The organism is Cellulomonas sp. JH27-2 (assembly GCF_014837175.1).
Lineage (GTDB): Bacteria > Actinomycetota > Actinomycetes > Actinomycetales > Cellulomonadaceae > Cellulomonas.
Window position 1 is genome coordinate 106,965 of the sequence record NZ_JACYFR010000005.1, and the last position, 20,647, is coordinate 127,611.

Annotated in this window: 21 protein-coding genes and 1 riboswitch; of the genes, 10 read left to right on the forward strand and 11 right to left on the reverse strand. The window is 71.5% G+C overall.

What is annotated here, in order from left to right:
- Window positions 1-40: 40 nt before the first annotated feature.
- The 3 genes from IC607_RS15005 to IC607_RS15015 form a co-directional block, all read right to left on the reverse strand.
- Complete coding sequence (locus tag IC607_RS15005; protein WP_191788222.1) at window positions 41-934, reverse strand: carbohydrate ABC transporter permease; 894 nt, start codon at window positions 932-934, stop codon at window positions 41-43.
- Window positions 931-1,836: a carbohydrate ABC transporter permease gene (locus tag IC607_RS15010; RefSeq protein WP_191788223.1), complete on the reverse strand. Its 906-nt coding sequence runs from the start codon at window positions 1,834-1,836 to the stop codon at window positions 931-933. Before IC607_RS15010 ends, IC607_RS15005 begins: the two co-directional genes overlap by 4 nt.
- Before the next feature lie 104 nt (window positions 1,837-1,940).
- Complete coding sequence (locus IC607_RS15015; protein ID WP_191788224.1) at window positions 1,941-3,242, reverse strand: ABC transporter substrate-binding protein; 1,302 nt, start codon at window positions 3,240-3,242, stop codon at window positions 1,941-1,943.
- Between the two features lie 349 nt (window positions 3,243-3,591).
- Here IC607_RS15015 and IC607_RS15020 point away from each other — a divergent pair, with 349 nt between their 5' ends.
- The 4 genes from IC607_RS15020 to IC607_RS15035 are packed head-to-tail and all read left to right on the forward strand — an operon-like array spanning window position 3,592 to window position 7,815.
- On the forward strand, window positions 3,592-4,773 hold the full coding sequence (locus IC607_RS15020) for an ROK family transcriptional regulator (RefSeq protein WP_370526294.1): 1,182 nt from the start codon (window positions 3,592-3,594) through the stop codon (window positions 4,771-4,773).
- Entirely contained in the window at window positions 4,770-5,864 is a 1,095-nt protein-coding gene (locus IC607_RS15025) for a substrate-binding domain-containing protein (RefSeq protein WP_191788226.1), read from the forward strand. The genes IC607_RS15020 and IC607_RS15025 overlap by 4 nt, the downstream gene beginning before the upstream one ends.
- Entirely contained in the window at window positions 5,861-6,625 is a 765-nt protein-coding gene (locus IC607_RS15030) for an ATP-binding cassette domain-containing protein (protein ID WP_225225118.1), read from the forward strand. The genes IC607_RS15025 and IC607_RS15030 overlap by 4 nt, the downstream gene beginning before the upstream one ends.
- Window positions 6,622-7,815, forward strand: a complete 1,194-nt coding sequence (locus IC607_RS15035) for a sugar ABC transporter permease (RefSeq protein WP_191788227.1) — start codon at window positions 6,622-6,624, stop codon at window positions 7,813-7,815. Before IC607_RS15030 ends, IC607_RS15035 begins: the two co-directional genes overlap by 4 nt.
- Before the next feature lie 46 nt (window positions 7,816-7,861).
- Here IC607_RS15035 and IC607_RS15040 read toward each other — a convergent pair whose 3' ends face one another.
- The 4 genes from IC607_RS15040 to purU all read right to left on the reverse strand — a co-directional run bounded on the left by IC607_RS15040 (window position 7,862) and on the right by purU (window position 11,324).
- Complete coding sequence (locus IC607_RS15040; protein ID WP_191788228.1) at window positions 7,862-9,253, reverse strand: PHB depolymerase family esterase; 1,392 nt, start codon at window positions 9,251-9,253, stop codon at window positions 7,862-7,864.
- A 261-nt stretch (window positions 9,254-9,514) separates the two neighbouring features.
- A complete protein-coding gene (locus IC607_RS15045; protein WP_191788229.1) occupies window positions 9,515-9,985 on the reverse strand; it encodes an SRPBCC family protein in 471 nt (156 codons plus the stop codon).
- On the reverse strand, window positions 9,982-10,344 hold the full coding sequence (locus tag IC607_RS15050; protein WP_191788230.1) for a metalloregulator ArsR/SmtB family transcription factor: 363 nt from the start codon (window positions 10,342-10,344) through the stop codon (window positions 9,982-9,984). Before IC607_RS15050 ends, IC607_RS15045 begins: the two co-directional genes overlap by 4 nt.
- A 104-nt stretch (window positions 10,345-10,448) precedes the next feature.
- On the reverse strand, window positions 10,449-11,324 hold the full coding sequence (gene purU, locus IC607_RS15055) for a formyltetrahydrofolate deformylase (protein ID WP_191788231.1): 876 nt from the start codon (window positions 11,322-11,324) through the stop codon (window positions 10,449-10,451).
- A gap of 48 nt (window positions 11,325-11,372) precedes the next feature.
- Here purU and IC607_RS15060 point away from each other — a divergent pair, with 48 nt between their 5' ends.
- Together IC607_RS15060 and IC607_RS15065 are read left to right on the forward strand one after the other, a co-directional pair.
- Window positions 11,373-11,864: a GNAT family N-acetyltransferase gene (locus IC607_RS15060; protein ID WP_191788232.1), complete on the forward strand. Its 492-nt coding sequence runs from the start codon at window positions 11,373-11,375 to the stop codon at window positions 11,862-11,864.
- Window positions 11,865-11,974: 110 nt separating this feature from the next.
- Window positions 11,975-12,694 carry a phosphotransferase gene (locus tag IC607_RS15065; RefSeq protein WP_370526297.1) on the forward strand — a complete coding sequence of 240 codons (720 nt, stop codon included), beginning with the start codon at window positions 11,975-11,977 and terminating at the stop codon, window positions 12,692-12,694.
- 22 nt (window positions 12,695-12,716) lie between these two features.
- Here IC607_RS15065 and IC607_RS15070 read toward each other — a convergent pair whose 3' ends face one another.
- Window positions 12,717-13,646 (reverse strand): hypothetical protein, encoded by a 930-nt coding sequence (locus IC607_RS15070; RefSeq protein WP_191788233.1) that lies wholly within the window; start codon window positions 13,644-13,646, stop codon window positions 12,717-12,719.
- An 83-nt stretch (window positions 13,647-13,729) separates the two neighbouring features.
- Window positions 13,730-13,818: riboswitch (ZMP/ZTP riboswitch) on the forward strand.
- Window positions 13,819-13,892: 74 nt separating this feature from the next.
- Here IC607_RS15070 and glyA point away from each other — a divergent pair.
- The 4 genes from glyA to IC607_RS15090 all read left to right on the forward strand — a co-directional run bounded on the left by glyA (window position 13,893) and on the right by IC607_RS15090 (window position 17,509).
- Entirely contained in the window at window positions 13,893-15,185 is a 1,293-nt protein-coding gene (glyA, locus tag IC607_RS15075; protein WP_370526298.1) for a serine hydroxymethyltransferase, read from the forward strand.
- Window position 15,186: 1 nt separating this feature from the next.
- A complete protein-coding gene (locus tag IC607_RS15080) occupies window positions 15,187-16,074 on the forward strand; it encodes a bifunctional methylenetetrahydrofolate dehydrogenase/methenyltetrahydrofolate cyclohydrolase (RefSeq protein ID WP_191788234.1) in 888 nt (295 codons plus the stop codon).
- A 99-nt stretch (window positions 16,075-16,173) separates the two neighbouring features.
- On the forward strand, window positions 16,174-16,659 hold the full coding sequence (locus IC607_RS15085) for a VOC family protein (RefSeq protein WP_191788235.1): 486 nt from the start codon (window positions 16,174-16,176) through the stop codon (window positions 16,657-16,659).
- Window positions 16,660-16,696: 37 nt separating this feature from the next.
- Window positions 16,697-17,509, forward strand: coding sequence for an exodeoxyribonuclease III (locus IC607_RS15090; RefSeq protein WP_191788236.1), 813 nt, complete (start codon window positions 16,697-16,699; stop codon window positions 17,507-17,509).
- Window positions 17,510-17,563: 54 nt separating this feature from the next.
- On the opposite strand, the gene IC607_RS15095 is transcribed toward IC607_RS15090, so the two are convergent.
- From IC607_RS15095 to IC607_RS15105, 3 genes are all read right to left on the reverse strand, one after another.
- Entirely contained in the window at window positions 17,564-18,724 is a 1,161-nt protein-coding gene (locus IC607_RS15095) for an Mrp/NBP35 family ATP-binding protein (RefSeq protein WP_191788237.1), read from the reverse strand.
- 72 nt (window positions 18,725-18,796) lie between these two features.
- The gene (locus IC607_RS15100) at window positions 18,797-19,306 is read right to left on the reverse strand and encodes a DUF1003 domain-containing protein (protein ID WP_191788238.1); all 510 of its coding nucleotides are present in this window, start codon (window positions 19,304-19,306) and stop codon (window positions 18,797-18,799) included.
- Entirely contained in the window at window positions 19,299-20,597 is a 1,299-nt protein-coding gene (locus IC607_RS15105) for a magnesium transporter MgtE N-terminal domain-containing protein (RefSeq protein WP_191788239.1), read from the reverse strand. Before IC607_RS15105 ends, IC607_RS15100 begins: the two co-directional genes overlap by 8 nt.
- Window positions 20,598-20,647: the final 50 nt, after the last annotated feature.

Here is a 20,647-nt window from a genome sequence, read left to right on the forward strand (position 1 = left end):
TCCCCGAGGTCGGGGAGCGGCGCCCTCGCGGCGTCCGGCCTCAGCCCTTGACGGAGCCCGACATCAGGCCGCCGATGAAGTACTTGCCCAGGAGCACGTACACGAGCAGCGTGGGCAGCGACGCGAGCAGGGCGCCCGCCATGGAGACGCCGTAGTTCTGCAGCAGTGCACCGTTGGCGAGGTTGTTCAGCGCCAGTGTGACGGGGCCGTTCTGGCTGGAGGAGAAGAACACCGCGAACAGGAAGTCGTTCCACGCGGACGTGAACTGCCAGATGAGCACCACGACGAACGAGGGGATCGAGATCGGCAGGACCACCGACCAGTAGGTCCGCAGCATGCCGGCGCCGTCCACGCGGGACGCCTCGATCAGCTCGTTGGGGATCGACTGGTAGTAGTTGCGGAAGATCAGCGTCGTGATCGGCAGGCCGTAGATGACGTGCAGGATGATCAGCGACGGGATGCCGCTGGGGATGTGCGCACCCTGCATGAGCTTGAGCAGGGGGATCATCACGGCCTGGTAGGGGATGAACATCCCGAACAGGATCAGCGTGAACACCAGGTCGGCGCCCTTGAACCGCCAGCGCGAGAGCACGAAGCCGTTCATGGACCCCAGCAGGGAGGAGATGACCGCGGCCGGGATCACCATCTCGACCGTGCGCAGGATCGCGGGCGACAGCGCGGTCCAGGCCGCGCTCCAGTTCTCCATGGTCCAGTGCTGGGGCAGGTTCCACGCGCGGGTCGGCGAGGCGTCCCCGGTCCCCTTGAAGCTGGTGATGATCAGCACGTAGACGGGGATCAGCACGATCAGCAGGAAGAGCAGCAGCAGGGCGTACTTGACCGTCCGGCCCACGCTGAAGCGGTCGCGGCCGCCCTTGCCGCCGGCGGCCACGGGTGCCTTGATCGGCGCGGTCAGGGGTTCGGTGGTGGTGGTCATGCGCGCTTCTCCGCCCGCGAGATGTGGACGAGGTACGGGATGATCAGCACGGCGACGATCACCAGCAGGATCACGCCCACCGCGGCGGCGTCCGCGTAGTGGAAGCTCGACTTGAGCACGTACATGTCGACCGCGGGAACCTTGGTCTGGTAGTTCGCGGGCTTGGAGATCGACATGATCAGGTCGAACGCCTTGAGCGACATGTGGCCGACGATGATGACGGCCGACAGCGCCACGGGCGACAGCTGCGGGAAGATCACGTGCCGGTACATCTGCCACGTCGTCGCGCCGTCGATCTGCGACGCCTCGCGCAGCTCCTCCGGGATCCCGCGGAAGCCGGCCAGGAACAGGGCCATGACGTACCCCGACAGCTGCCAGATCGCGGGGATCGCGATGGCCGCGATCCCGTAGTTGACGTTGTTCCACCAGTTGTTCTGCAGGAAGTCGAGCCCGATCATCTGGAACAGCCTGTTGAGGCCGGACGCGGACTCGCCCTGGTTGGAGTTGAGCAGCCAGCGCCACACCACACCGGAGGCGACGAAGGAGACGGCCATCGGGAACAGGTAGATGGACCGGAAGACGCCCTCGAAGCGCACCGGTCGGTCCAGCAGCCAGGCCCAGAGGAAGCCGAACAGCATGGTGCCGACCAGGAAGACCACGGTGTAGATCACCAGGTTCTTCAGGGAGTGCTGGAAGTCGGGCGAGCTCAGCAGCTTGGTGTAGTTGTCGAACCCGACGAACGACGTCGGCTTGACGCCCGTCGCCTGGGCGGCCGTGTTCATGTCCGTCGTCGACGTGTGGGCGTTGACGGCGAGCAGGCCGTAGACGAAGACGGCGAGCAGGATCAACGACGGGGAGATCATCAGCAGGGGAGGACCCCAGCGGCGCAGGTTGCGTGGCATGTGTGTTCCTAGCGTGACGGGCGCCCGCGGTGAGGCGGGACGGTCGGTGTGACGGTCCCGCCCCCGGCAGGGGAGCGGGACCGTCACCGGTCGAGCGTCTGCGGTCAGCTACCGGCAGCGGCCGACGCGAGGTCCTTCTGGTACTGCGCCAGGTCCGAGGCGCCGGTCGTGAACTTGCTGGTGGCGTCCGAGATGGCCGTCAGCGTCGCGACCGGTGCCGCCGCGCCGTGCGCCAGCGAGGAGACGATCGTGTCCTTGCCGAACGACTCCATGGCGGACTGCTGGTACTCGGAGAAGTCCGAGGCCTTGGCGTCGTTGCGCGCCGGGATGGAGCCCTTCGCCTTGTTGAACGCGGTCTGGCCCTCGGCCGAGCTGATCGTCTGGAGCCAGTTCTTGGTGCCGCCCGGGTGCTTGGCGCCCTTGGGGAGCGTGAACGAGTCGGCCAGGAAGTCGAAGACGCCGTCCGTGCCGGGGACCGGCTGGTAGGTGTAGTCGGCGGGAGCCTTCTTGCCGGCGGCCTCGAACGCAGCCTCGGCCCAGTCGCCCATGACGTTGAAGCCGGCCTGGCCGTCGATGATCTGCTGCGTCGCGTCGGGCCAGTCCAGACCGTCACGGTCGGTGTTGGTGTAGCTCATGAGCTTCTGGAAGTCCGTGAGCGCCTTGGTGACGTCCGAGCCGTTCCAGTCCGTCTTCCCGTCCCACAGGCCCGAGTAGCCGTCCGCGCCGAGGTCCGCGATGAGCACGGTCTCGAGCAGGTTGACCTGCGTCCACGTCGTCGCGACGGACAGGGCCGTCTTGCCGGAGGCCTTGACCTTGTCCAGCGCGGCGAACCAGTCGTCCATCGTGCTGTACGTGGCGGCCGGGTCCAGCCCGGCGTCCTTGAGGACGGTCGGGTTGGCCCACATGACGTTGGCGCGGTGGATGTTCGACGGCACCGAGTAGATCTTGCCGTCGACCGTCAGCCGGTCGATGAGGTCCTTGGGGAAGACGTCGGTCAGGCCGAACTCCTTGTACAGGTCGGAGACGTCCTCGATCTGGCCGGCGTCGATGTAGTCCTGCAGCTCCGCACCGGCGTGGGCCTGGAACGTGTCCGGCGGGTCGCCCGCCTGCAGGCGCGACTGGAGCAGGTCCTTGGCCGCGGAACCGGCACCGCCGGCGACCGCGCCGTTGACGAACTTGGTGTCGGGGTGCTGCTCGCCGAACACCTTGACCAGGGCGTCGAGCCCCAGCTTCTCGGAGCCGCTGGCCCACCAGGTGAAGACCTCGACCTCGCTGGCGTCGCCGCCCGTGCTGCCGCTCGTGCCGTTGTCGCTCGCGGTGTCGTCGCCCGAGCTGCAGGCCGCGAGCAGCAGGGTGCTCGCGGCGAGCCCGGCCGTCAGGGCCGTGAGGGTACGTCGTGTACGCATGATGCTCCTACGTCGTCGTTGATCGCTGTGGAAGCCGGAGGGGCATGGCAGGTGCAGCCCTGTCAGAACCGCCCCGTCGTGGTCTGCGGCGCTGCCCTGCGCCGGAACCGAACAGCGCTCAGCAAACTCGTGTTCGGCCTTGACGTCAAGAAATGAAGCCAGCGGAGACCAAATCGTAATCTTCGGTTCAGGGGCCGCACTCAACTCGTGCTCTGGGCGGCCGGGCACGAGGCCCACCGTCGCGCGCCGCCTGCTCCGGCGCTGGTCCTGGGCGCGGCACCCGCGTGATTCCGCGCCGCTGCCGACGTCGATCGCCCGATCGGCGCGCTCCGGGATGTACTGTTCGCGGGTGGTCGATGACCGAGTCACGCCGGGCTCGCAGACTTCACTCCGTGAAGCCAACCGGGCGCGCATCGTCAACGCCGTCCAGCAGCGTGGCTCGCTCACGCAGGTCGAGCTGGCCGGCCTCACCGGCCTGTCCCCGGCCACCGTCTCCAACATCGTCAACGAGCTCACGGGCTCGGGCGTGCTGCACACGTCACCGACCACCCGCAGCGGCCGGCGCGCGCAGCAGGTCACGCTGGCCCGCAACCTCGGCCTCGTCGCCGGCCTGCACTTCGGGTCCCGGAGCCTGCGGGTCGCGCTGTCCGACGTCGCGCACCGGATCGTCGCCGAGCAGCGACTCCCGCTCGCGCCCGACCACCGGGCCGACGCCGGCCTGCAGCGTGCCGCCATGCTGGCCGAGGAGATGGTCGCGTCCGTGGGCGCGACCATGCCCGAGGTGCTGGCCGTCGGCGTCGGCATCCCCGCGCCCGTCGACGTGCGCACCGGCAAGGTCGCCACGCGCGGCCTGCTCCGCGGCTGGGACGGCGTGCCCGTCGCGGAGGTCCTCGGGGGCCTGCTCGCCACGCCCGTCCACATCGACAACGACGCCAACCTCGGTGCGCTCGCCGAGCAGCGGCTCGGGGCCGCGCGCGGGCGCCGCCACGTCGTCTACCTGCGCGTCTCCCACGGCGTCGGTGGTGGGCTCGTGCTGGGCGGCGAGGTCTACCGCGGCCGCATCGGTGCGGCCGGAGAGCTGGGGCACGTGACCATCGACGACAACGGCACCGTCTGCCGGTGCGGGAACCGGGGGTGCCTCGAGACCTTCGTCGGCGCGGGCGCGATCCTCGAGACCTTGCGCGGCAGCCACGGCCACCTCGCCCTGCGCGACGTCATCACGCGTGCCGAGCAGGGCGACCCCGGGTGCCGGCGCGTGCTCAGCGACGCCGGACGTCACCTCGGCATCGCCGCCGCGAGCGTCTGCAACGTCATCGACCCCGAGGTCGTCGTGATCGGCGGGCAGCTCGCCGAGGCCGGGGAGATGCTGCTCGGCCCCCTGCGGGCCACCCTCGGCGAACGCACCATCCCCAGCGCGGCCGGGCCCGTCGAGGTGGTGCAGGGCGAGCTCGGCCCGTCGGCCGAGGTACGCGGTGCGCTGGCGATCGCCCTGGACCGCGTGAGCATCCCCATCGGGATGGTGACCTCGTGAGCCGGCGCGTGCTCGTCGTCGTCGCCGCGCTGGTGGCCGTGGTTCTCGGCGTCGGAGGCTGCGCCACCGCGGTGTCGCCCGGTGGCCGGCCGCCGTCGGACCAGATCATCGCCCTGCTGCTGCCCGAGTCCAAGGCCGCACGGTACGAGAGCGTCGACCGCCCGTCGTTCGAGCAGACGGTAGCCCGGCGGTGCCCGCGCTGCCGGGTGCTCTACGCCAACGCCGACCAGGACGCCGCCCGTCAGCAGCAGCAGGCCGAGTCGGCGCTGACCCAGGGCGCGGGGGTCCTCGTCCTCGACGCCGTCGACGCGACGGCCGCCGCGACGATCGTCACCAAGGCGCAGGTGCGCGGCGTCCCCGTCGTCGCGTACGACCGGTTCATCGCGGACGCACCCCTGGACTACTTCGTCGGGGTCGACGGGGCGCGCGTGGGCCGGCTGCAGGGTGAGGCGCTCGTGCGGGCGCTCGGCCGTGGCTCCGAGCCGCCGCTCGAGCAGGACGACGGGATCCTCGTCGTGAACGGCTCCCCGACCGACCCCAACTCGGTCCGGTTCCGCGCCGGCCTCGCCGCCGCCCTGCAGGGCACGCCCGTCCGCGTCCTGGCGGAGTACGACACCCCGGACTGGAGCCCCGACAAGGCGCAGGCGTGGGTCAGCGACCAGCTCACGCAGTACGGCTCGCGCGTCCGGGCCGTGTACGCCGCGAACGACGGCGAGGCCGGGGGAGCGATCTCGGCCATGCTCTCGGCCGGCTTCGACCCCGTGGCACCCGTGACCGGACAGGACGCCGAGCTGGCCGCCGTGCAGCGCATCGTCGAGGGCACCCAGCTCATGACGGTCTACCGGGCGCTGTCGGAGCAGGGGCGGACGGCGGCCGAACTCGCCATCCGCGTCCTGCACGGCGAACGTCCCGTCACCACGTCCCGCATCGACGGCGTGCCCTCGCAGCTGCTGGCACCCACAGCCGTCGACATCACCAACGTGCGCCGCGTCATCGTCGACGGCGGCGTCTTCACCACCGAGGAGATCTGCGTGCAGCCGTACACACGGGCGTGCGTGGCCGCCGGCCTGCTGGACGGGGAGGCCCGATGAGCGCGATGCCTGAGCCGGCCGAGGGGGTGCGCCCCACGCCCGTCATCTCGTTGCGCGGGGTCTCCCGGAGCTTCGGGGCCGCGCGTGCGGTCCAGGGGATCGACCTGGACGTCCACGCCCACGAGGTCGTCGCGGTGGTCGGGGACACCGGGGCGGGCAAGTCGACGCTCGTCGGCCTGCTCTCAGGTGCGCTGCAGCCCGACGAGGGCAGCGTGCTGGTCGACGGCGCCGCGGTGACGCTCGCCGACCCTGCCGCCGCGCGCGCTCTCGGCATCGTCGGCGTCTTCCAGGACCTGGCGCTGTGCGCCAACCTCGACGTGGTGCAGAACCTGTTCCTGGGCCAGGAGTCGATCCGCGGAGGCCTGCTCGACGAGGTCGTGATGGAGAAGGAGGCGTGGCGCGTCCTGGGGCAGCTCGCCGCCCGCGTGCCGTCGCTCCGCGTGCCCGTGGCCGCGCTGTCCGGGGCGCAGCGCAGGTCGGTGGCGATCGCCCGCGCGCTGCTCGGCGAGCCGCGCGTCATCCTGCTCGACGAGCCGACGGCGTCGCTCGGCCTCACGCAGGTCGCCGAGTTCCTCACGCTCGTCGAGCGCCTGCGCGAGCGCGGCCACGCCGTCCTCATCACGAGCCACTCGCTGACCGACGTGCAGGCCGTCGCCGACCGCATCGTCGTGCTGCGCCTGGGGCGCACCAACGGTGAGTTCGACGCCGACCGGGTCACCTACGAGGACCTGCTCGCCGCGATGACGGGGGTGGCGCGATGACGGGGCCGACGCCGGTCGTCGCGCCCGCCGGGCGCGCCGGTGCGTTCTGGCAGCGCCTGCGGACCGGGGAGATGGGCAGCCTGCCGATCGCGGCCGTCCTCGTGCTGATCTGCCTGGTGCTCCAGGCGCTCAACCACTCGTTCCTGTCCAGCGACAACCTGGTGAACCTGACCCAGCAGTCCGCCGCGACGGGCATCATCGCGCTCGGCGTGGTCCTGACGCTGCACCTGGGGCAGATCGACCTGTCGGTGGGCGCCGTCTCCGGCCTCGCTGCCGCCGTCGTGGCCGTGGGGTCCGTCAGCCTCGGCTGGCCCCTGACGCTCGCGGTGCTCGCCGCGCTCGCGGCGGGCCTGGTCGTGGGTCTCCTGTACGGCCTCGTGTACACGCGTCTGCGCGTGCCGAGCTTCGTGTTCACGCTGGCCGGGCTGCTCGTCGTCGGCGGGATGCAGCTGCGGGTGCTGGGGGAGACCGGGTCGGTGAACCTCCCGTTCCAGGCGTGGCTGGTGCGCTTCTGCCAGACGGCTTTCCTGCCGCAGGCCGTCGCATGGGTGGTCGTCGCCGTCGTGGTCGGGATCTACGCCGCCTCGCGGCTGCACGACCGCTCGCGCCGCATCGCCGCCGAGCTCGCCGCGCAGTCGCTCGGCTCGGTGCTGCTCCGCGTCGGGGTGCTCGCCGTGGTGCTGGGTGCAGCGGTCGGGTACCTGGGCACCAACCGCGGCGTCGGGGCGGTGTTCGCCCTGTTCGTCGGGCTGGTCGCGGTCGTCGACCTGGTGCTGCGCCGCACGCGGTGGGGGCGGTTCGTGCGGGCCGTCGGGGGCGACGTCGAGGCGGCCCGGCGCGCCGGCGTGCCCGTGCGCCGCGTGCTCGTGTCCGTGTTCGTCGCCTGCTCGACGCTCGCCGCGCTGGGCGGTGTGGTCGCCGCGGGACGGCTCGCCGCGGCCAACCAGGACACCGGTGCGGTGGACGTGACGCTCACCGCCGTGGCCGCTGCCGTCATCGGCGGGACCAGCATGTACGGGGGCCGCGGTTCGGCCTGGTCGGCGCTCCTCGGCATCCTCATCGTGCAGTCCATCTCGACCGGGCTGACGCTGCTGAACCTCGACCTGTCCGTGCGCTACGGCGTCACGGGGATCGTGCTGGCCGTCGCGGTGGTGATCGACGCGCTGCAGCGGCGCGCTCGCGAGGCATGATCCGGTCCCGGCCGGGCGGAGTGCTCGACCGGGACCGGTACCTCGATCACGCGAGGGTGCAGGTCCTGCCGTTGAGCGTGAACGCCGTCGGTGCGTTGTTGCTACCGCTGTAGGCGCCGTTCAGGCCGAGCTGGACCGAGCCTCCCGCCGGGACGACGCCGTTCCACGCCGCGTTCTGCGCCGTGACCGTGGAGCCGGACTGGGTCGTCGTGGAGCTCCAGGCCTGGGTCACCGTCTGGCCGGACGGGTACGTCCAGGACAGCGTCCAGCCGTTGAGCGCGACGGACGTGCGGAACGTGATGTTCGCCGTGAACCCGGTGTTCCACTGGTTCACCGAGTACGCCACCGAGCACGTGCCGGGTGTGGGCGTGACGGTCGGAGTGGGAGTGGGAGTCGGGGTCGGGGTCGGCGTGACGGTCGGTGAGGGCGTCGGCGTCGGCGTCACCGTGGGCGTGGGCGTGGGCGTGGGTGTCGGGGTGGGCGTCGTCGCGTCCAGCCCGAAGAAGTGGATGGCCGCTGCCGCGTCGACGGGCAGGCCGTGCCCGACGTTGGCGAGACTGTTGGCCTCGACCGGTGCCTGGTCGCCGGTCGCGCCGTACCTGGTGCGGGTGATGCCGGTCGAGGGTGTGTCGGTCTTCGCGGGGGTCGCGCTGACGCCCAGCACGTCGGTCCACTGCTTGATGGCCTCGCCGAAGTTGACGTAGCTCAGCGTCGTGTCGGCCGTGCCGTGCCACAGCTGCACGCGCGGCCGCGGTCCGGTGTAGCCGGGGTAGGCGGCGCGGGCGAGGTCGCCCCACTCCTTGCCGGTGCGGACGAGCTGCCCCTGGGAGCACTGGCTGTTCCACGGTGCCTGCGACGTGGTCCCCGGCGGCGGTGAGGTCGTCGAGAAGCACGTGGCCGGGACGCCCGCGAAGGCCGAGCCGGCGGCGAAGACGTCGGGGTAGGTGGCCAGCAGGACCTCGGTCATCATGGCGCCCGACGAGACGCCGGTGACGAACACGCGACTCGTGTCGGTGGTGTAGTGCTGCTGCACGTACCGGACCATCGAGACGATGCTCGCGGGGTCGCTCGCGCCGCCGTGCGTGAGCGCCTGCGCCGAGCTGACGTCGAAGCAGCTGCCGGAGCGGTTGGCCTGCGGGTAGATGACGATGTAGCCGTACCTCGTCGCGAGCTCGTCGAACTGCGAGCCGTCGTACATGGCCTGCGCCGAGCCGGTGCAGTAGTGGACGGCCACCAGGACCGCAGGCTTGGCAGGCAGGGAGGCAGGGACGAACAGGCTCATGCCCAGACCGCCCGGGTTCGAGCCGAAGCTCGAGACGGGCACCAGCGACGCCGCTTGCGCCGGCGATGCCGCAACCAGCCCGGCCAGCCCACCTGCGGCTAGTGCGACCGTTGTCGCGAGCGTCGTCACACGACGCCAGGAACGGGAAGCCTTCATCGGAGCCCTCCTTCGGGACCTACCCGAACGCGACGGTGCGCCGGGCGCGAGTCGATATCGTTATCGACCCCTCAGGATGGCGCGCCTCGGCGCCGAGCATGACCGTCCCAATCGTTTCAGCCCTGCTTCTCCACGCCCCGACCGAGCCCTGTACCCATCTCCCGCTGCGCCGAGCGCGCCCCTTCCGTGCCGAGCGCACCCGCTGGATGGGGTGCGCTCGGCGCCGAAGGGGCGCGCTCGCGGTGCGGCGGGGTCCCGGTGTCAGGACAGGAGGGCATCCAGGCGCTGGTAGCCGACGTCCATGCCGCCCTCCATGCCGCTGGCCACCATGCCGTCGCGGGACTCGAGAGTGGGGTAGACGGAGTGGATGCGGATCCGCGTCCGGTCGTCGCCCAGGTCCTCGAAGGTGACCGACTCGATCGCCACCACGTCCGGGAAGCCGAGGTACTCGAAGGTCTGGATCGCGAACTCGTCGGCCCGCACGGTGTGGAACATGCCGCGGAACCCGTGCGTCGAACCGTCGGGCGCCGTGCTCACGTAGCTCCAGCGGCCACCGGAGACGAAGTCCCACTCGGAGATGTCCATCTCCAGCTCGCGCGGGCCCATCCACTGCGCCACCAGCTCGGGCTTGGCGTGGGCCTCGAAGACGCGCGAGACGGGTGCGTCGAACTCGCGGGTGATGTCGATGAAGGGGACGCCGGCGGGTGCGTCGACGTGCAGCTCGTTGCTCATGATCGGTCCTTCGGGTCGTCGTGCGGGGTGGTGGGCGCCTCGAGAAGTGCGTCGAGCGAGCGGAACCGCTGCTCGTGGATCAGCCGGTAGCGGTCGATCCAGGCGGTGAGCTCCTCGAGGGCGCCGGGGTTGAGGTGGACGGGACGGCGCTGGGCGTCACGCGTGCGCGTCACGAGCCCGGCGGCCTCCAGGACACCGATGTGCTTCGAGACCGCCTGGAGCGAGATCTCGAAGGGTGCGGCGAGCTCGTTGACCGTCGCCGGGCCGCGGCTGAGCCGCGCCACGATCGTGCGCCTGACCGGGTCGCCCAGGGCGAGGAACGCCCTGTCGAGCCGATCGGTCGACGGGTCACGGGTCACGTCGTCATCAACCTTCCAGTTAATCAACCAAACCATTGAATACGACGGTACGACGAGACCGGCGGTCCGTCAACAGCCCCGCACGTCGACCGCGGGGCCGGCGGTCAGCGGAAGACGATCGTGCGGTGCCCGTCCAGCAGGATGCGGTGCTCCGCGTGCCAGCGCACGGCCCGCGCCAGGGCGCGTCGCTCGACGTCCTGACCGAGCGCCACCAGGTCCTCGACCGAGCGGGAGTGGTCCACGCGCTCGACGTCCTGCTCGATGATCGGCCCCTCGTCCAGGTCGCCCGTGACGTAGTGGGCGGTCGCCCCGATGAGCTTGACGCCGCGGTCGTGCGCCTGCGCGTAGGGGCGGGCGCCCTTGAACGACGGGAGGAACGAGTGGTGGATGTTGATGACGCGCCCGGCCAGCGCGCGGCACAGGTCGTCGGACAGGATCTGCATGTAGCGGGCCAGCACGACGAGCTCGACGTCGAGCTCCTCGACGAGCTCGAGCAGCCGCGCCTCGGCGTCCGCCTTCGTCGCCGCGGTCACCGGGACGTGGTGGAAGCCGATGCCGTAGAAGCCCGCGAGCGGCTCGAGGACGGTGTGGTTGGAGACCACCGCGACGAGGTCGATCGGAAGGTCCTCCGACCGCTGCCGGAACGCCAGGTCGTTGAGGCAGTGCGCGGCCGTCGAGCCCATGACGAGGGTCCGCACCGGCCGCCCGGCGACGTCGAGCGACCACGTGAGGTCGAACTCGGCGGACAGCCGGCCCAGCGCCTGCTCGAGCTCGCCGCGCCCGGCCGGCGACGTCACCTGCACCCGCATGAAGAACAGCCCCGACAACGGGTTGCCGAACTGCTGGGACTCGGTGATGTTGCCGCCGTGGTCGGCAAGCAGCCCGGCCACGGCGTGCACGATGCCGGGGCGGTCGGGGCAGGACAGGGTCAGGACCCAGGGGGTGGGACCATCCGCACGGTGGGACGCAGCAGGGGACACGAGCACCGAGAGTAGTGCGCCCGCGCGCCTGGCTGACACGATGGGGGCATGACGCAGGCCGACCTCGACATCCGCCCCGTCTCTCTCGAGGAGGCGGGTGAGCTCCTGACGCTGCGCCGCGCGGCCTTCGTGACGGAGGCCCAGCAGTACGGCGACCCCCACATCCCGCCGCTCACGCAGACCATCGACGAGCTCGTCGAGGACCTGCAGACGGACGGCGTGATCACGCTCGCGGGCTGGGACGGACACCGCATGGTCGGCTCGATCCGCGTGCTGATCGAGGGCAGCAAAGCCACGCTCGGCCGGTTCGCGGTGGCCCCAGACCTGCAGGGACAGGGCTTCGGCACGCAACTCCTCCTGGCGATCCTGCCGTACCTGCCCGAGGGCATCGAGGAGGTCTGGGTGTTCACCGGGCGGGACTCGGTGCAGAACCTCGCGCTGTACGCCAAGCACGGCTACGAGCACCAGCACGACCAGACCGCCGGCGACCTGACCTACGCGTTCCTGCGCAAGACGCTGGGTGACGGGGTGGAGCAGTAGCCGCGACGAGCGGCGCCGGGCGCTCGGGCCGGAGCGGGACGCCGCCCGTCGACCCGGTCGTCGGCCTGCCGGAGACCGGCCTGTCGGGGCGCCCGACGGAGCCGATCGAGGTGCCCGCCGGCGTCGTCGCGGTGCTGGTCGGCCTGACCGACGGGCCTGTCGATGTGGGCGCGCTCGAGGCGGTGTGGGTCAACGGCGTGGGCGGGCAGACGTTCCGGGCCGACGACCTGTACGTGAAGTGGGCGCCTGCAGGTACCGACCAGGACCTCGAGGCCGAGGCGGTGCGCCTGGCGTGGGCGTCGCGATGGACGCCCGTGCCGGAGGTCGTCGGGCACGGCGCCGACGAGACGGGGCAGTGGCTCGTGACGCGCGCGATGCCGGGCCGCAACGCGGTCGACCCGGTGTGGGTGGCGCGTCCCGCGCAGGCCGCGCGCGAGCTCGGTGTCGCGCTGCGGGCCCTGCACGACGCGCTGCCCGTCGCCGAGTGTCCCTTCGACTGGGGCGTGCCGGCGCGGCTCGCCCGGGCGGGCGTCCCGGCGGAGGCCGGAGCGGCCCTCGTCGGGCCCGTGCCTCGCGTCGCACGTCTGGTCGTCTGCCACGGCGACGCGTGCGCGCCCAACACCCTGCTGGCCGACGACGGCACCTGGACCGGGCACCTGGACCTCGGCGCCCTGGGCGTCGCCGACCTGTGGGCGGACCTGGCGATCATCGCGTGGAGCACCGAGTGGAACTACGGCCCGGGCTTCGAGGACGACGTGTACGCGGGCTACGGGATCGAGCCCGATCCCGAGCGGATCGCCTTCTACCGGCGGCTGTGGAACGCCACCTGACTCCACCCGACTCCTCGGTGCCTCAGCGCCGGAAGGTGTAGACGGCCTTCTGGTACTTCTTGCCGTAGGCCTTCCAGAGCGCCTTGGCCGACGTCGCGCGCTTGCCGGTGCACGACTGCGTGTAGCTGCCGTACTGCTTCTTGTGCGTGATGACGATCGCCATGCAGTCGGCCTGGCGCTCGTTGCCGTCGCCGAACTCGCCCGACTTGCGCTTGAACACCTTCGCGGTCGTGGCATCGGCCTTGTCGCGCCACGCGGTGCCCTTGACCAGGCGGCGGAACTGCACGATGTGCGCGCACTCGTGCAGTGCGACGTGCCGGAGCTGGGAGCCGGTCATGCCGCTCTTCAGGTGGATCTCGTGGTTCCACGTGTAGGTCTTCTTGCTGCTCGCGGACGTCTGCGTCCACACGTAGGTCTCGGTCGCCTGGCCGACGACGTAGGAGTTCACGAGCGGCGTGTTCACGACGATCGGTGTCGTCGGGCAGTACGCCTTCATGTACTTGCGGGCCTTCGCGATGTAGGCCTTGTACTTCTTGCCGTCCGTGGCCCAGCTGGTCCACTTCTCGGTCACGCTCGTCGTGCTCTTCGTCTTGCCGACCAGCAGCCGGAACGACTTCTTGCCCGGCTTGACCTTGTAGGCGACCGTGAACGTCGACTTCGACACCTTCGCGGTGTCGACCGTGACCCACGTCGAGCCGTCCTTGCGCTGCACCGTGACCTTCTGCCCGACGCTGGGGTAGACGGTGCCGGAGAACTTCACCGTCGTCGTCGACAGCGGGTACTCCGGCGGGATCATGCTGAGGAACGGCTTGTACGCAGCGGTCGCGCCCGGCGCGGTCATCAGGCCGATCCCCGCGAGCAGCGCGACGACCAGCGTCGTGGCGAGCAACCGGACCCGACAGCCGGTGCGGCGGCCTGCGGCGCTGCGGGCGCTGTGCGCACTGTGGGCCACGAGAGTCCTCCTCGACGGACGGGCGATCCGGTCGAGGGTAGTCGCGAAACAAGGGTTCGGGTACCCCGGTCCGGTTGCTAGGCTGTCCGCGTCGCGACTGGCGCACAGGGTGGGTCACCACCGGGGAGCGACGAGCAGCAGGACCAACGGGTCGGACGCCTGGGCCCCCGGTCACCACCACACCGGTCCCCACCGAGTGCGCGGTGCCGGACCTCCGGCCACCCGCACGCTGCCGAAGGAGCTTTCGTGAGCGCCGAGAACACCCCGATCCTCGACCAGAACATCTCCGAGCTCGATCCGGAGATCGCCGCGGTCCTCGACGCGGAGCTGGCCCGCCAGCAGTCCACGCTCGAGATGATCGCGTCCGAGAACTTCGTGCCCCGCGCGGTCCTGCAGGCGCAGGGTTCCGTGCTGACCAACAAGTACGCCGAGGGGTACCCGGGCCGCCGCTACTACGGCGGCTGCGAGCAGGTCGACGTCGCGGAGAACATCGCGATCGAGCGGGCCAAGGCCCTGTTCGGCGCCGAGTTCGCCAACGTCCAGCCGCACTCCGGCGCCACGGCCAACGCTGCCGTGCTGCACGCCATCGCCCGCCCCGGCGACACCATCCTGGGCCTCGCGCTCGACCAGGGCGGCCACCTGACGCACGGCATGAAGATCAACTTCTCGGGCCGCCTCTACAACATCGTCGCGTACGGCGTGGATCCGACCACGTCGCTCGTCGACATGGCCGAGGTGCGCCGGCTCGCGGTCGAGCACAAGCCGAAGGTCATCATCGCCGGCTGGTCGGCGTACCCGCGCGAGCTCGACTTCGCGGAGTTCCGTGCCATCGCCGACGAGGTCGGCGCGCTGCTGTGGGTCGACATGGCGCACTTCGCGGGCCTCGTCGCGGCGGGCATCCACCCGTCGCCCGTCCCGCACGCGCACGTCGTCTCGTCGACCGTCCACAAGACGATCGGCGGCCCGCGCTCGGGCTTCATCCTCACCAACGACGCCGACCTGGCCAAGAAGATCAACTCCGCGGTCTTCCCCGGCCAGCAGGGCGGCCCGCTCATGCACGTGATCGCCGCCAAGGCCGTCGCGTTCAAGATCGCCGGCACGCCGGAGTTCCGCGACCGCCAGGAGCGCACCGTCCGTGGCGCGCGGATCGTCGCCGAGCGGCTGACCGCCGGTGACGTCGTGGGTGCGGGCATCTCGGTCCGCTCGGGCGGCACCGACGTGCACCTGGTGCTCGTCGACCTGCGCGACGCCGCGATCGACGGCAAGGAGGCCGAGGACCTCCTGCACGAGGTCGGCATCACCGTGAACCGCAACGCGGTCCCCAACGACCCGCGGCCGCCGATGGTCACGTCGGGCCTTCGCATCGGCACCCCCGCGCTGGCCACGCGCGGCTTCGGCGACGCGGAGTTCACGGAGGTCGCGGACATCATCGCGACGGCCCTCGTCGGCGGCGAGACGCTCGACGTCCCGGCGCTCCGCGCGCGCGTCGCCAAGCTGGCCGACGCGTTCCCGCTGTACCCCGGCCTGGAGCAGTACTGAGATGACGGCACGGGTCCTGGACGGCAAGGCGACCGCCGCGACGATCAAGACCGAGCTGACCGCGCGCGTCGCGGCGCTCGCCGAGCGCGGTGTCACGCCCGGGCTGGGCACGCTGCTGGTCGGCGACGACCCGGGTTCGCAGTGGTACGTGGCCGGCAAGCACAAGGACTGCGCGGAGGTGGGCATCGCCTCGATCCGTGAGGACCTGCCGGCCGACGCGACGCAGGAGGAGATCGAGGCCGCGGTGCGGCGCCTGAACGAGGACCCGGCGTGCACCGGGTTCATCGTGCAGCTGCCGCTGCCGAAGGGCATCGACACCAACGCGGTCCTGGAGCTCGTCGACCCGGACAAGGACGCCGACGGGTTGCACCCGACCAACCTGGGCCGCCTGGTGCTGCGCGTCAACGAGCCGGTCACGAGCCCGCTGCCGTGCACGCCGCGCGGGATCATCGAGCTCATCGAGCGGCACGGGATCGACCTGGCCGGTGCGGACGTGGTCGTCGTCGGCCGCGGCGTCACCGTCGGGCGGTCCATCGGGCTGCTGCTCACGCGGCGTGAGGTCAACGCGACCGTCACGCTCACGCACACGGGCACGGAGGACCTGACGGAGCACACGCGCAACGCCGACGTCATCGTCGCCGCTGCCGGCGTGCAGGGCGTCATCACGGCCGACATCGTCAAGCCGGGTGCCGTCGTCATCGACGTCGGCGTCTCCCGGGCCACCGACCCGGAGACCGGCAAGAGCCGCGTCGTCGGCGACGTCGACCCCGGCGTGCTCGAGGTCGCGTCGTGGGTCTCGCCGAACCCCGGTGGGGTGGGCCCGATGACGCGCGCGATGCTGCTCAGCAACGTCGTCGACTCCGCGGAGCGCGCGGCGGGGATCGCCTAGCTCCAGGACTGGCCTACCGGTCGCGCAACGACGAGGATCGCCCTCGGGACACGTTCCCGGGGGCGATCGTCGTCCCGGATCCGGCCGAGGAGGCAGCTCATGGGCATCATCCACCCCCACCTCTGGTACTCCGACAACGCCTACGAGGCCGCGGAGTTCTACGTCTCGATCTTCCCGAACTCGTCGATCACGAACGTGGTGCGCGCTCCCGCGGACATGCCCGACGTGAAGAAGGGCGATCCGTTCATCGTCCAGTACGTGCTGGACGGGCAGCAGGTGGAGGCCATCTCGGCCGGGCCGTCGCTGCAGCTCAACGCCGCGTTCTCGTTCGTCGTGGACTGCGAGGACCAGGCCGAGGTCGACCGCTACTGGGACGCACTCCTTGCCGGCGGCGGCCAGGAGGTGCAGTGCGGCTGGCTCACCGACCGGTTCGGGCTGTCGTGGCAGGTGGTGCCGCGCCGCGCGATGGAGCTGATGTTGGGACCGGACGCCGACCCGGAAGGCGCGGCACGCGCGACCGCGGTGATGATGACGCAGGTCAAGCTGGACGTCGCGGCCCTGGAGGCGGCGTACCGCGGCGACTGAGGCTCGCCGTGTCGGTGGCGTGGGGTTGGATGGGCACGTGCTCACGATCGCGACCGTCAACGTCAACGGCATCCGTGCCGCCTTCCGTCGGGGGATGGACACCTGGCTCGACCAGCGCAAGCCCGATGTGCTGCTGCTCCAGGAGGTGCGGGCGTCCGACGAGATCCTCGCCGACCACCTCGAGGCCGGCGGGTGGCACCTGGCGCACGAGGCCAGCGAGACGAAGGGCCGCGCCGGCGTGGCCATCGCCTCCCGGCTGCCCATGAGCGCCGTGCGGATCGGCCTCAGGACCGGTGTGACCGGGGACAGCGGGCGGTGGGTCGAGGCCGACCTCGAGCTGGCCGCTCACGAGGGCGCGCCGGCGCGCTCCGTGACTGTCGTGTCCACCTACCTGCACTCGGGCACCGAGGGCACGCCGTCGATGGACGAGAAGTACGCGTTCCTCGACCACGTCACGGCCCGGCTCGCGGACATCGCCGAGGGCGGCGGGTACGCGGTCGTCGCGGGCGACGTGAACATCGCGCACCGCGAGGTGGACATCAAGAACTGGAAGGGCAACCTCAAGAAGGCGGGCTTCCTGCCGCGCGAGCGCGCCTACCTGGACCGCTGGTTCGACGACCTGGGCTGGCGTGACCTGGGGCGCGAGCTCGGCGGCGAGGGACCCGGGCCCTTCACGTGGTGGTCGTGGCGCGGGCAGGCGTTCGACAACGACTCCGGCTGGCGGATCGACTACCAGCTCGCGACGCCCGAGCTCGCCGACGCCGCCGTCAGTGCGACCGTGGACCGGGCGGCGACCTACGCCGAGCGGTTCTCCGACCACGCGCCGCTGGTGGTCGAGTACGACCTGTGAGCCGACTCAGCTGACCGCGGTCGCGCTCGATCGACGACCGACGTCGGTGATCGGTCAGCGGCCGGCGGGCGTCAGGCCGAGCGACATCCCCGCGAGGCCGCGCTTGCGGGCCGTGAGGGCGGTCGCGACCTGACGCATCGCCTGGGCGGCGGGGGAGTCGGGCTCGGCCAGGACCACGGGCGTGCCCCCGTCGCCGGCTTCGCGCAGGCGGACGTCGAGCGGCACCTGGCCCAGCACCTCGACGTCCGTGCCCGTCAGGCGGGTCAGGCTGGCGGCGACGCTCGCGCCGCCACCCTCGCCGAACAGGTGCAGGCGCGAGCCGTCGGGCTGCTCCAGCCAGGACATGTTCTCGACGACGCCGACGACGCGCTGCCGCGTCTGCACGGCCACCGACCCGGCGCGCTCTGCGACCTCCGCGGCCGCGACCTGCGGCGTCGTGACGACGACGATCTGCGAACCCGGCAGCAGCTGCGCCACCGAGATCGCGATGTCGCCCGTGCCGGGGGGCAGGTCCAGGAGCAGGACGTCCAGGTCACCCCAGAACACGTCGGCCAGGAACTGCTGCAGGGCCCGGTGCAGCATCGGGCCGCGCCACACCACGGGCTGGCCCGGCGGGACGAACATGCCGATCGAGACGACCTTCACGCCGTGCGCCTCGGGCGGCAGCAGCATGTCGTCGACCCGCGTCGGCTGCCGGTCGACCCCCAGCATGCGGGGGATCGAGAAGCCGTAGATGTCCGCGTCGACGATGCCGACGCGCAGCCCGTCGGCCGCCATCGCGACAGCCAGGTTGGCGGTGACCGACGACTTGCCGACGCCGCCCTTGCCCGACGCGATCGCGAAGACCTTCGTCAGCGAACCGGGCTGCGCGAACGGGATCACCGGTTCGGCGTCGGTGCCACGCAGCATGGTCCGCAGGGCGGCGCGCTGCTCCGCGTTCATCGCGCCCATCACGACGCGGGCCTCGTCGACCCCGTCCACCGTCATCGCGGCCGCGGTGACCTCGCGGGTCAGCGTCTCCTTGAGCGGGCAGCCGGGCGTCGTGAGGTCGATGCCGACCGTCGCCACGCCGTCCGCGACATCGACCGACCGGACCATCCCGAGCTCCGTGATCGGGCGGTGGATCTCCGGGTCCTGGACGCCGTCGAGCGCCGCGCGGACGGCGGCGACGATCTCGGACTGGTCGGTGGCCAGGTCGGGCTGGTCGGCAGGCATGGTGCCCATCGTAGGTCGCACGACGAGCGGCTCCGTGGGCCGTCCGGCCCCGCCGGGTGCCAGGGGTACGGGTCAGCCGTCGCGTTCGGCGTCGTCGTCGGGCTCGTCGCGGCCCTCGCGCATCTCCTCCATGAGGTTGCGCAGCTCCGAGCGCACGAAGTCGCGGGTCGCGACCTCCGACAGCGCGATGCGCAGCGACGCCATCTCGCGCGCCAGGAACTCCGTGTCGGCGAGGTTGCGCTCGGCGCGCTGGCGATCCTGCTCGTACTGCACGCGGTCGCGGTCGGTCTGCCGGTTCTGCGCGAGCAGGATGAGGGGAGCGGCGTACGACGCCTGCAGGGAGAGCATGAGCGTGAGCGCCGTGAACCCCTGGCTCGCCTTGTCGAAGCGCAGGGCCTCCGGCCCCCAGGAGTTCCACGCGATCCACGCGACGCAGAAGATCGTCAGCCAGATGATGAACGTCGGCGTCCCCAGGAACCGCGCGATCGACTCCGAGAGCCGGCCGGCGGCGTCCTCCTCGCGGCGCGGGCGAGGGATGATCGTGCGCCGCGTCGAGCGCGGCTGGTCCAGGCGGTCAGCCACGCTCCACCCCCGGCACCACGGTCAGGGTGGCGGTGTCGACGCTCTCCTCGTCGGCCTCGCGCCAGTCCTCGGGCAGCAGGTGGTCGAGGACGTCGTCGACCGAGACGGCGCCGAGCAGGCGCTTCTCGGCGTCGACGACGGGAAGAGCCAGCAGGTTGTACGTCGCGAGGCGGCGTGTCACGGCCATCAGGGGGGCGTCGACGAAGATCGGCTCGATGTCCGTGTCGACGTAGGAGCCGATCGACTCGTGAGGGGGCTCGCGCAGCATGCGCTGCAGGTGCACGACGCCGATGAAGCGTCCCGTCGGCGTCTCCAGCGGGGGCCGGGCGACGAAGACCATCGAGGCCAGCGCGGGCGTCAGGTCCTGACGCCGGACGTGGGCGAGCGCGGCGGCGATGGAGGTCTCGGGTCCCAGGATCACGGGCTCGGTGGTCATCAGACCGCCGGCCGTGTTGTCCTCGTACGCGAGCAGACGACGCACGTCCTTGGCCTCGTCGGGCTCCATGAGCTCGAGCAGCTCCGCAGCCTGCTCGTCGGGCAGCTCGCCCAGCAGGTCGGCAGCGTCGTCGGGCTCCATCGCCTCCAGGACGTCGGCCGCGCGGCCCAGGGCGAGGCCCTGCAGGATCGCGACCTGGTCGTCCTCCGGCAGCTCCTCGAGGACGTCCGCCAGGCGGTCGTTGTCGAGCGCGCTCGCGACCTCCAGGCGGCGGGTGCTGCCCAGGTCGTGCAGCACGTCGGCCAGGTCCGCAGGCTTGAGGTCCTCGTACTGCGCGAGCAGCAGCTCGGCGCCCTGCGCGGCCGACGCCTTGGCCAGGCCGGTCACCTCGTTGACGCCCACGAGCGTGGTCTCGCCGCGGCGCCGCAGCAGGCCGCGGTGGCCGGCCGCGCCCTTGCGGACGAACATCTTGGTGACGAGCCAGTCGCCCGTGCGCTGCAGCTCGATCGCCACGTCCTCGACCGTCGCCGGTCCCGACCCGTCGACGAACTCGACCTGGCGGTCCAGCAGCTCGCCGACCACCAGCGTCTCGAACGCGCGCTGCTCGAACCGGCGCATGTTCACCAGGCCCGTCGAGATGACCTGGCCGGCGTCGACCGCCGTGACACGGGTCAGGGGCAGGAACACGCGTCGCTTGCCGGGGACCTCCACGACGAGGCCGACGGCTCGCGGCGCCCCCTTGGGCCGGATGAGCACGACGACGTCGCGCACCCGCCCGACCTGGTCACCCAACGGGTCGAACACGGTGGTCCCGGCGAGGCGCGCGACGAAAACCCTGGTCCCGACGCTGCTCACAGTGGCCAGAGTAGACGCTGCCGCGTGTTTCGGTCGGCCGACGTGGCGCG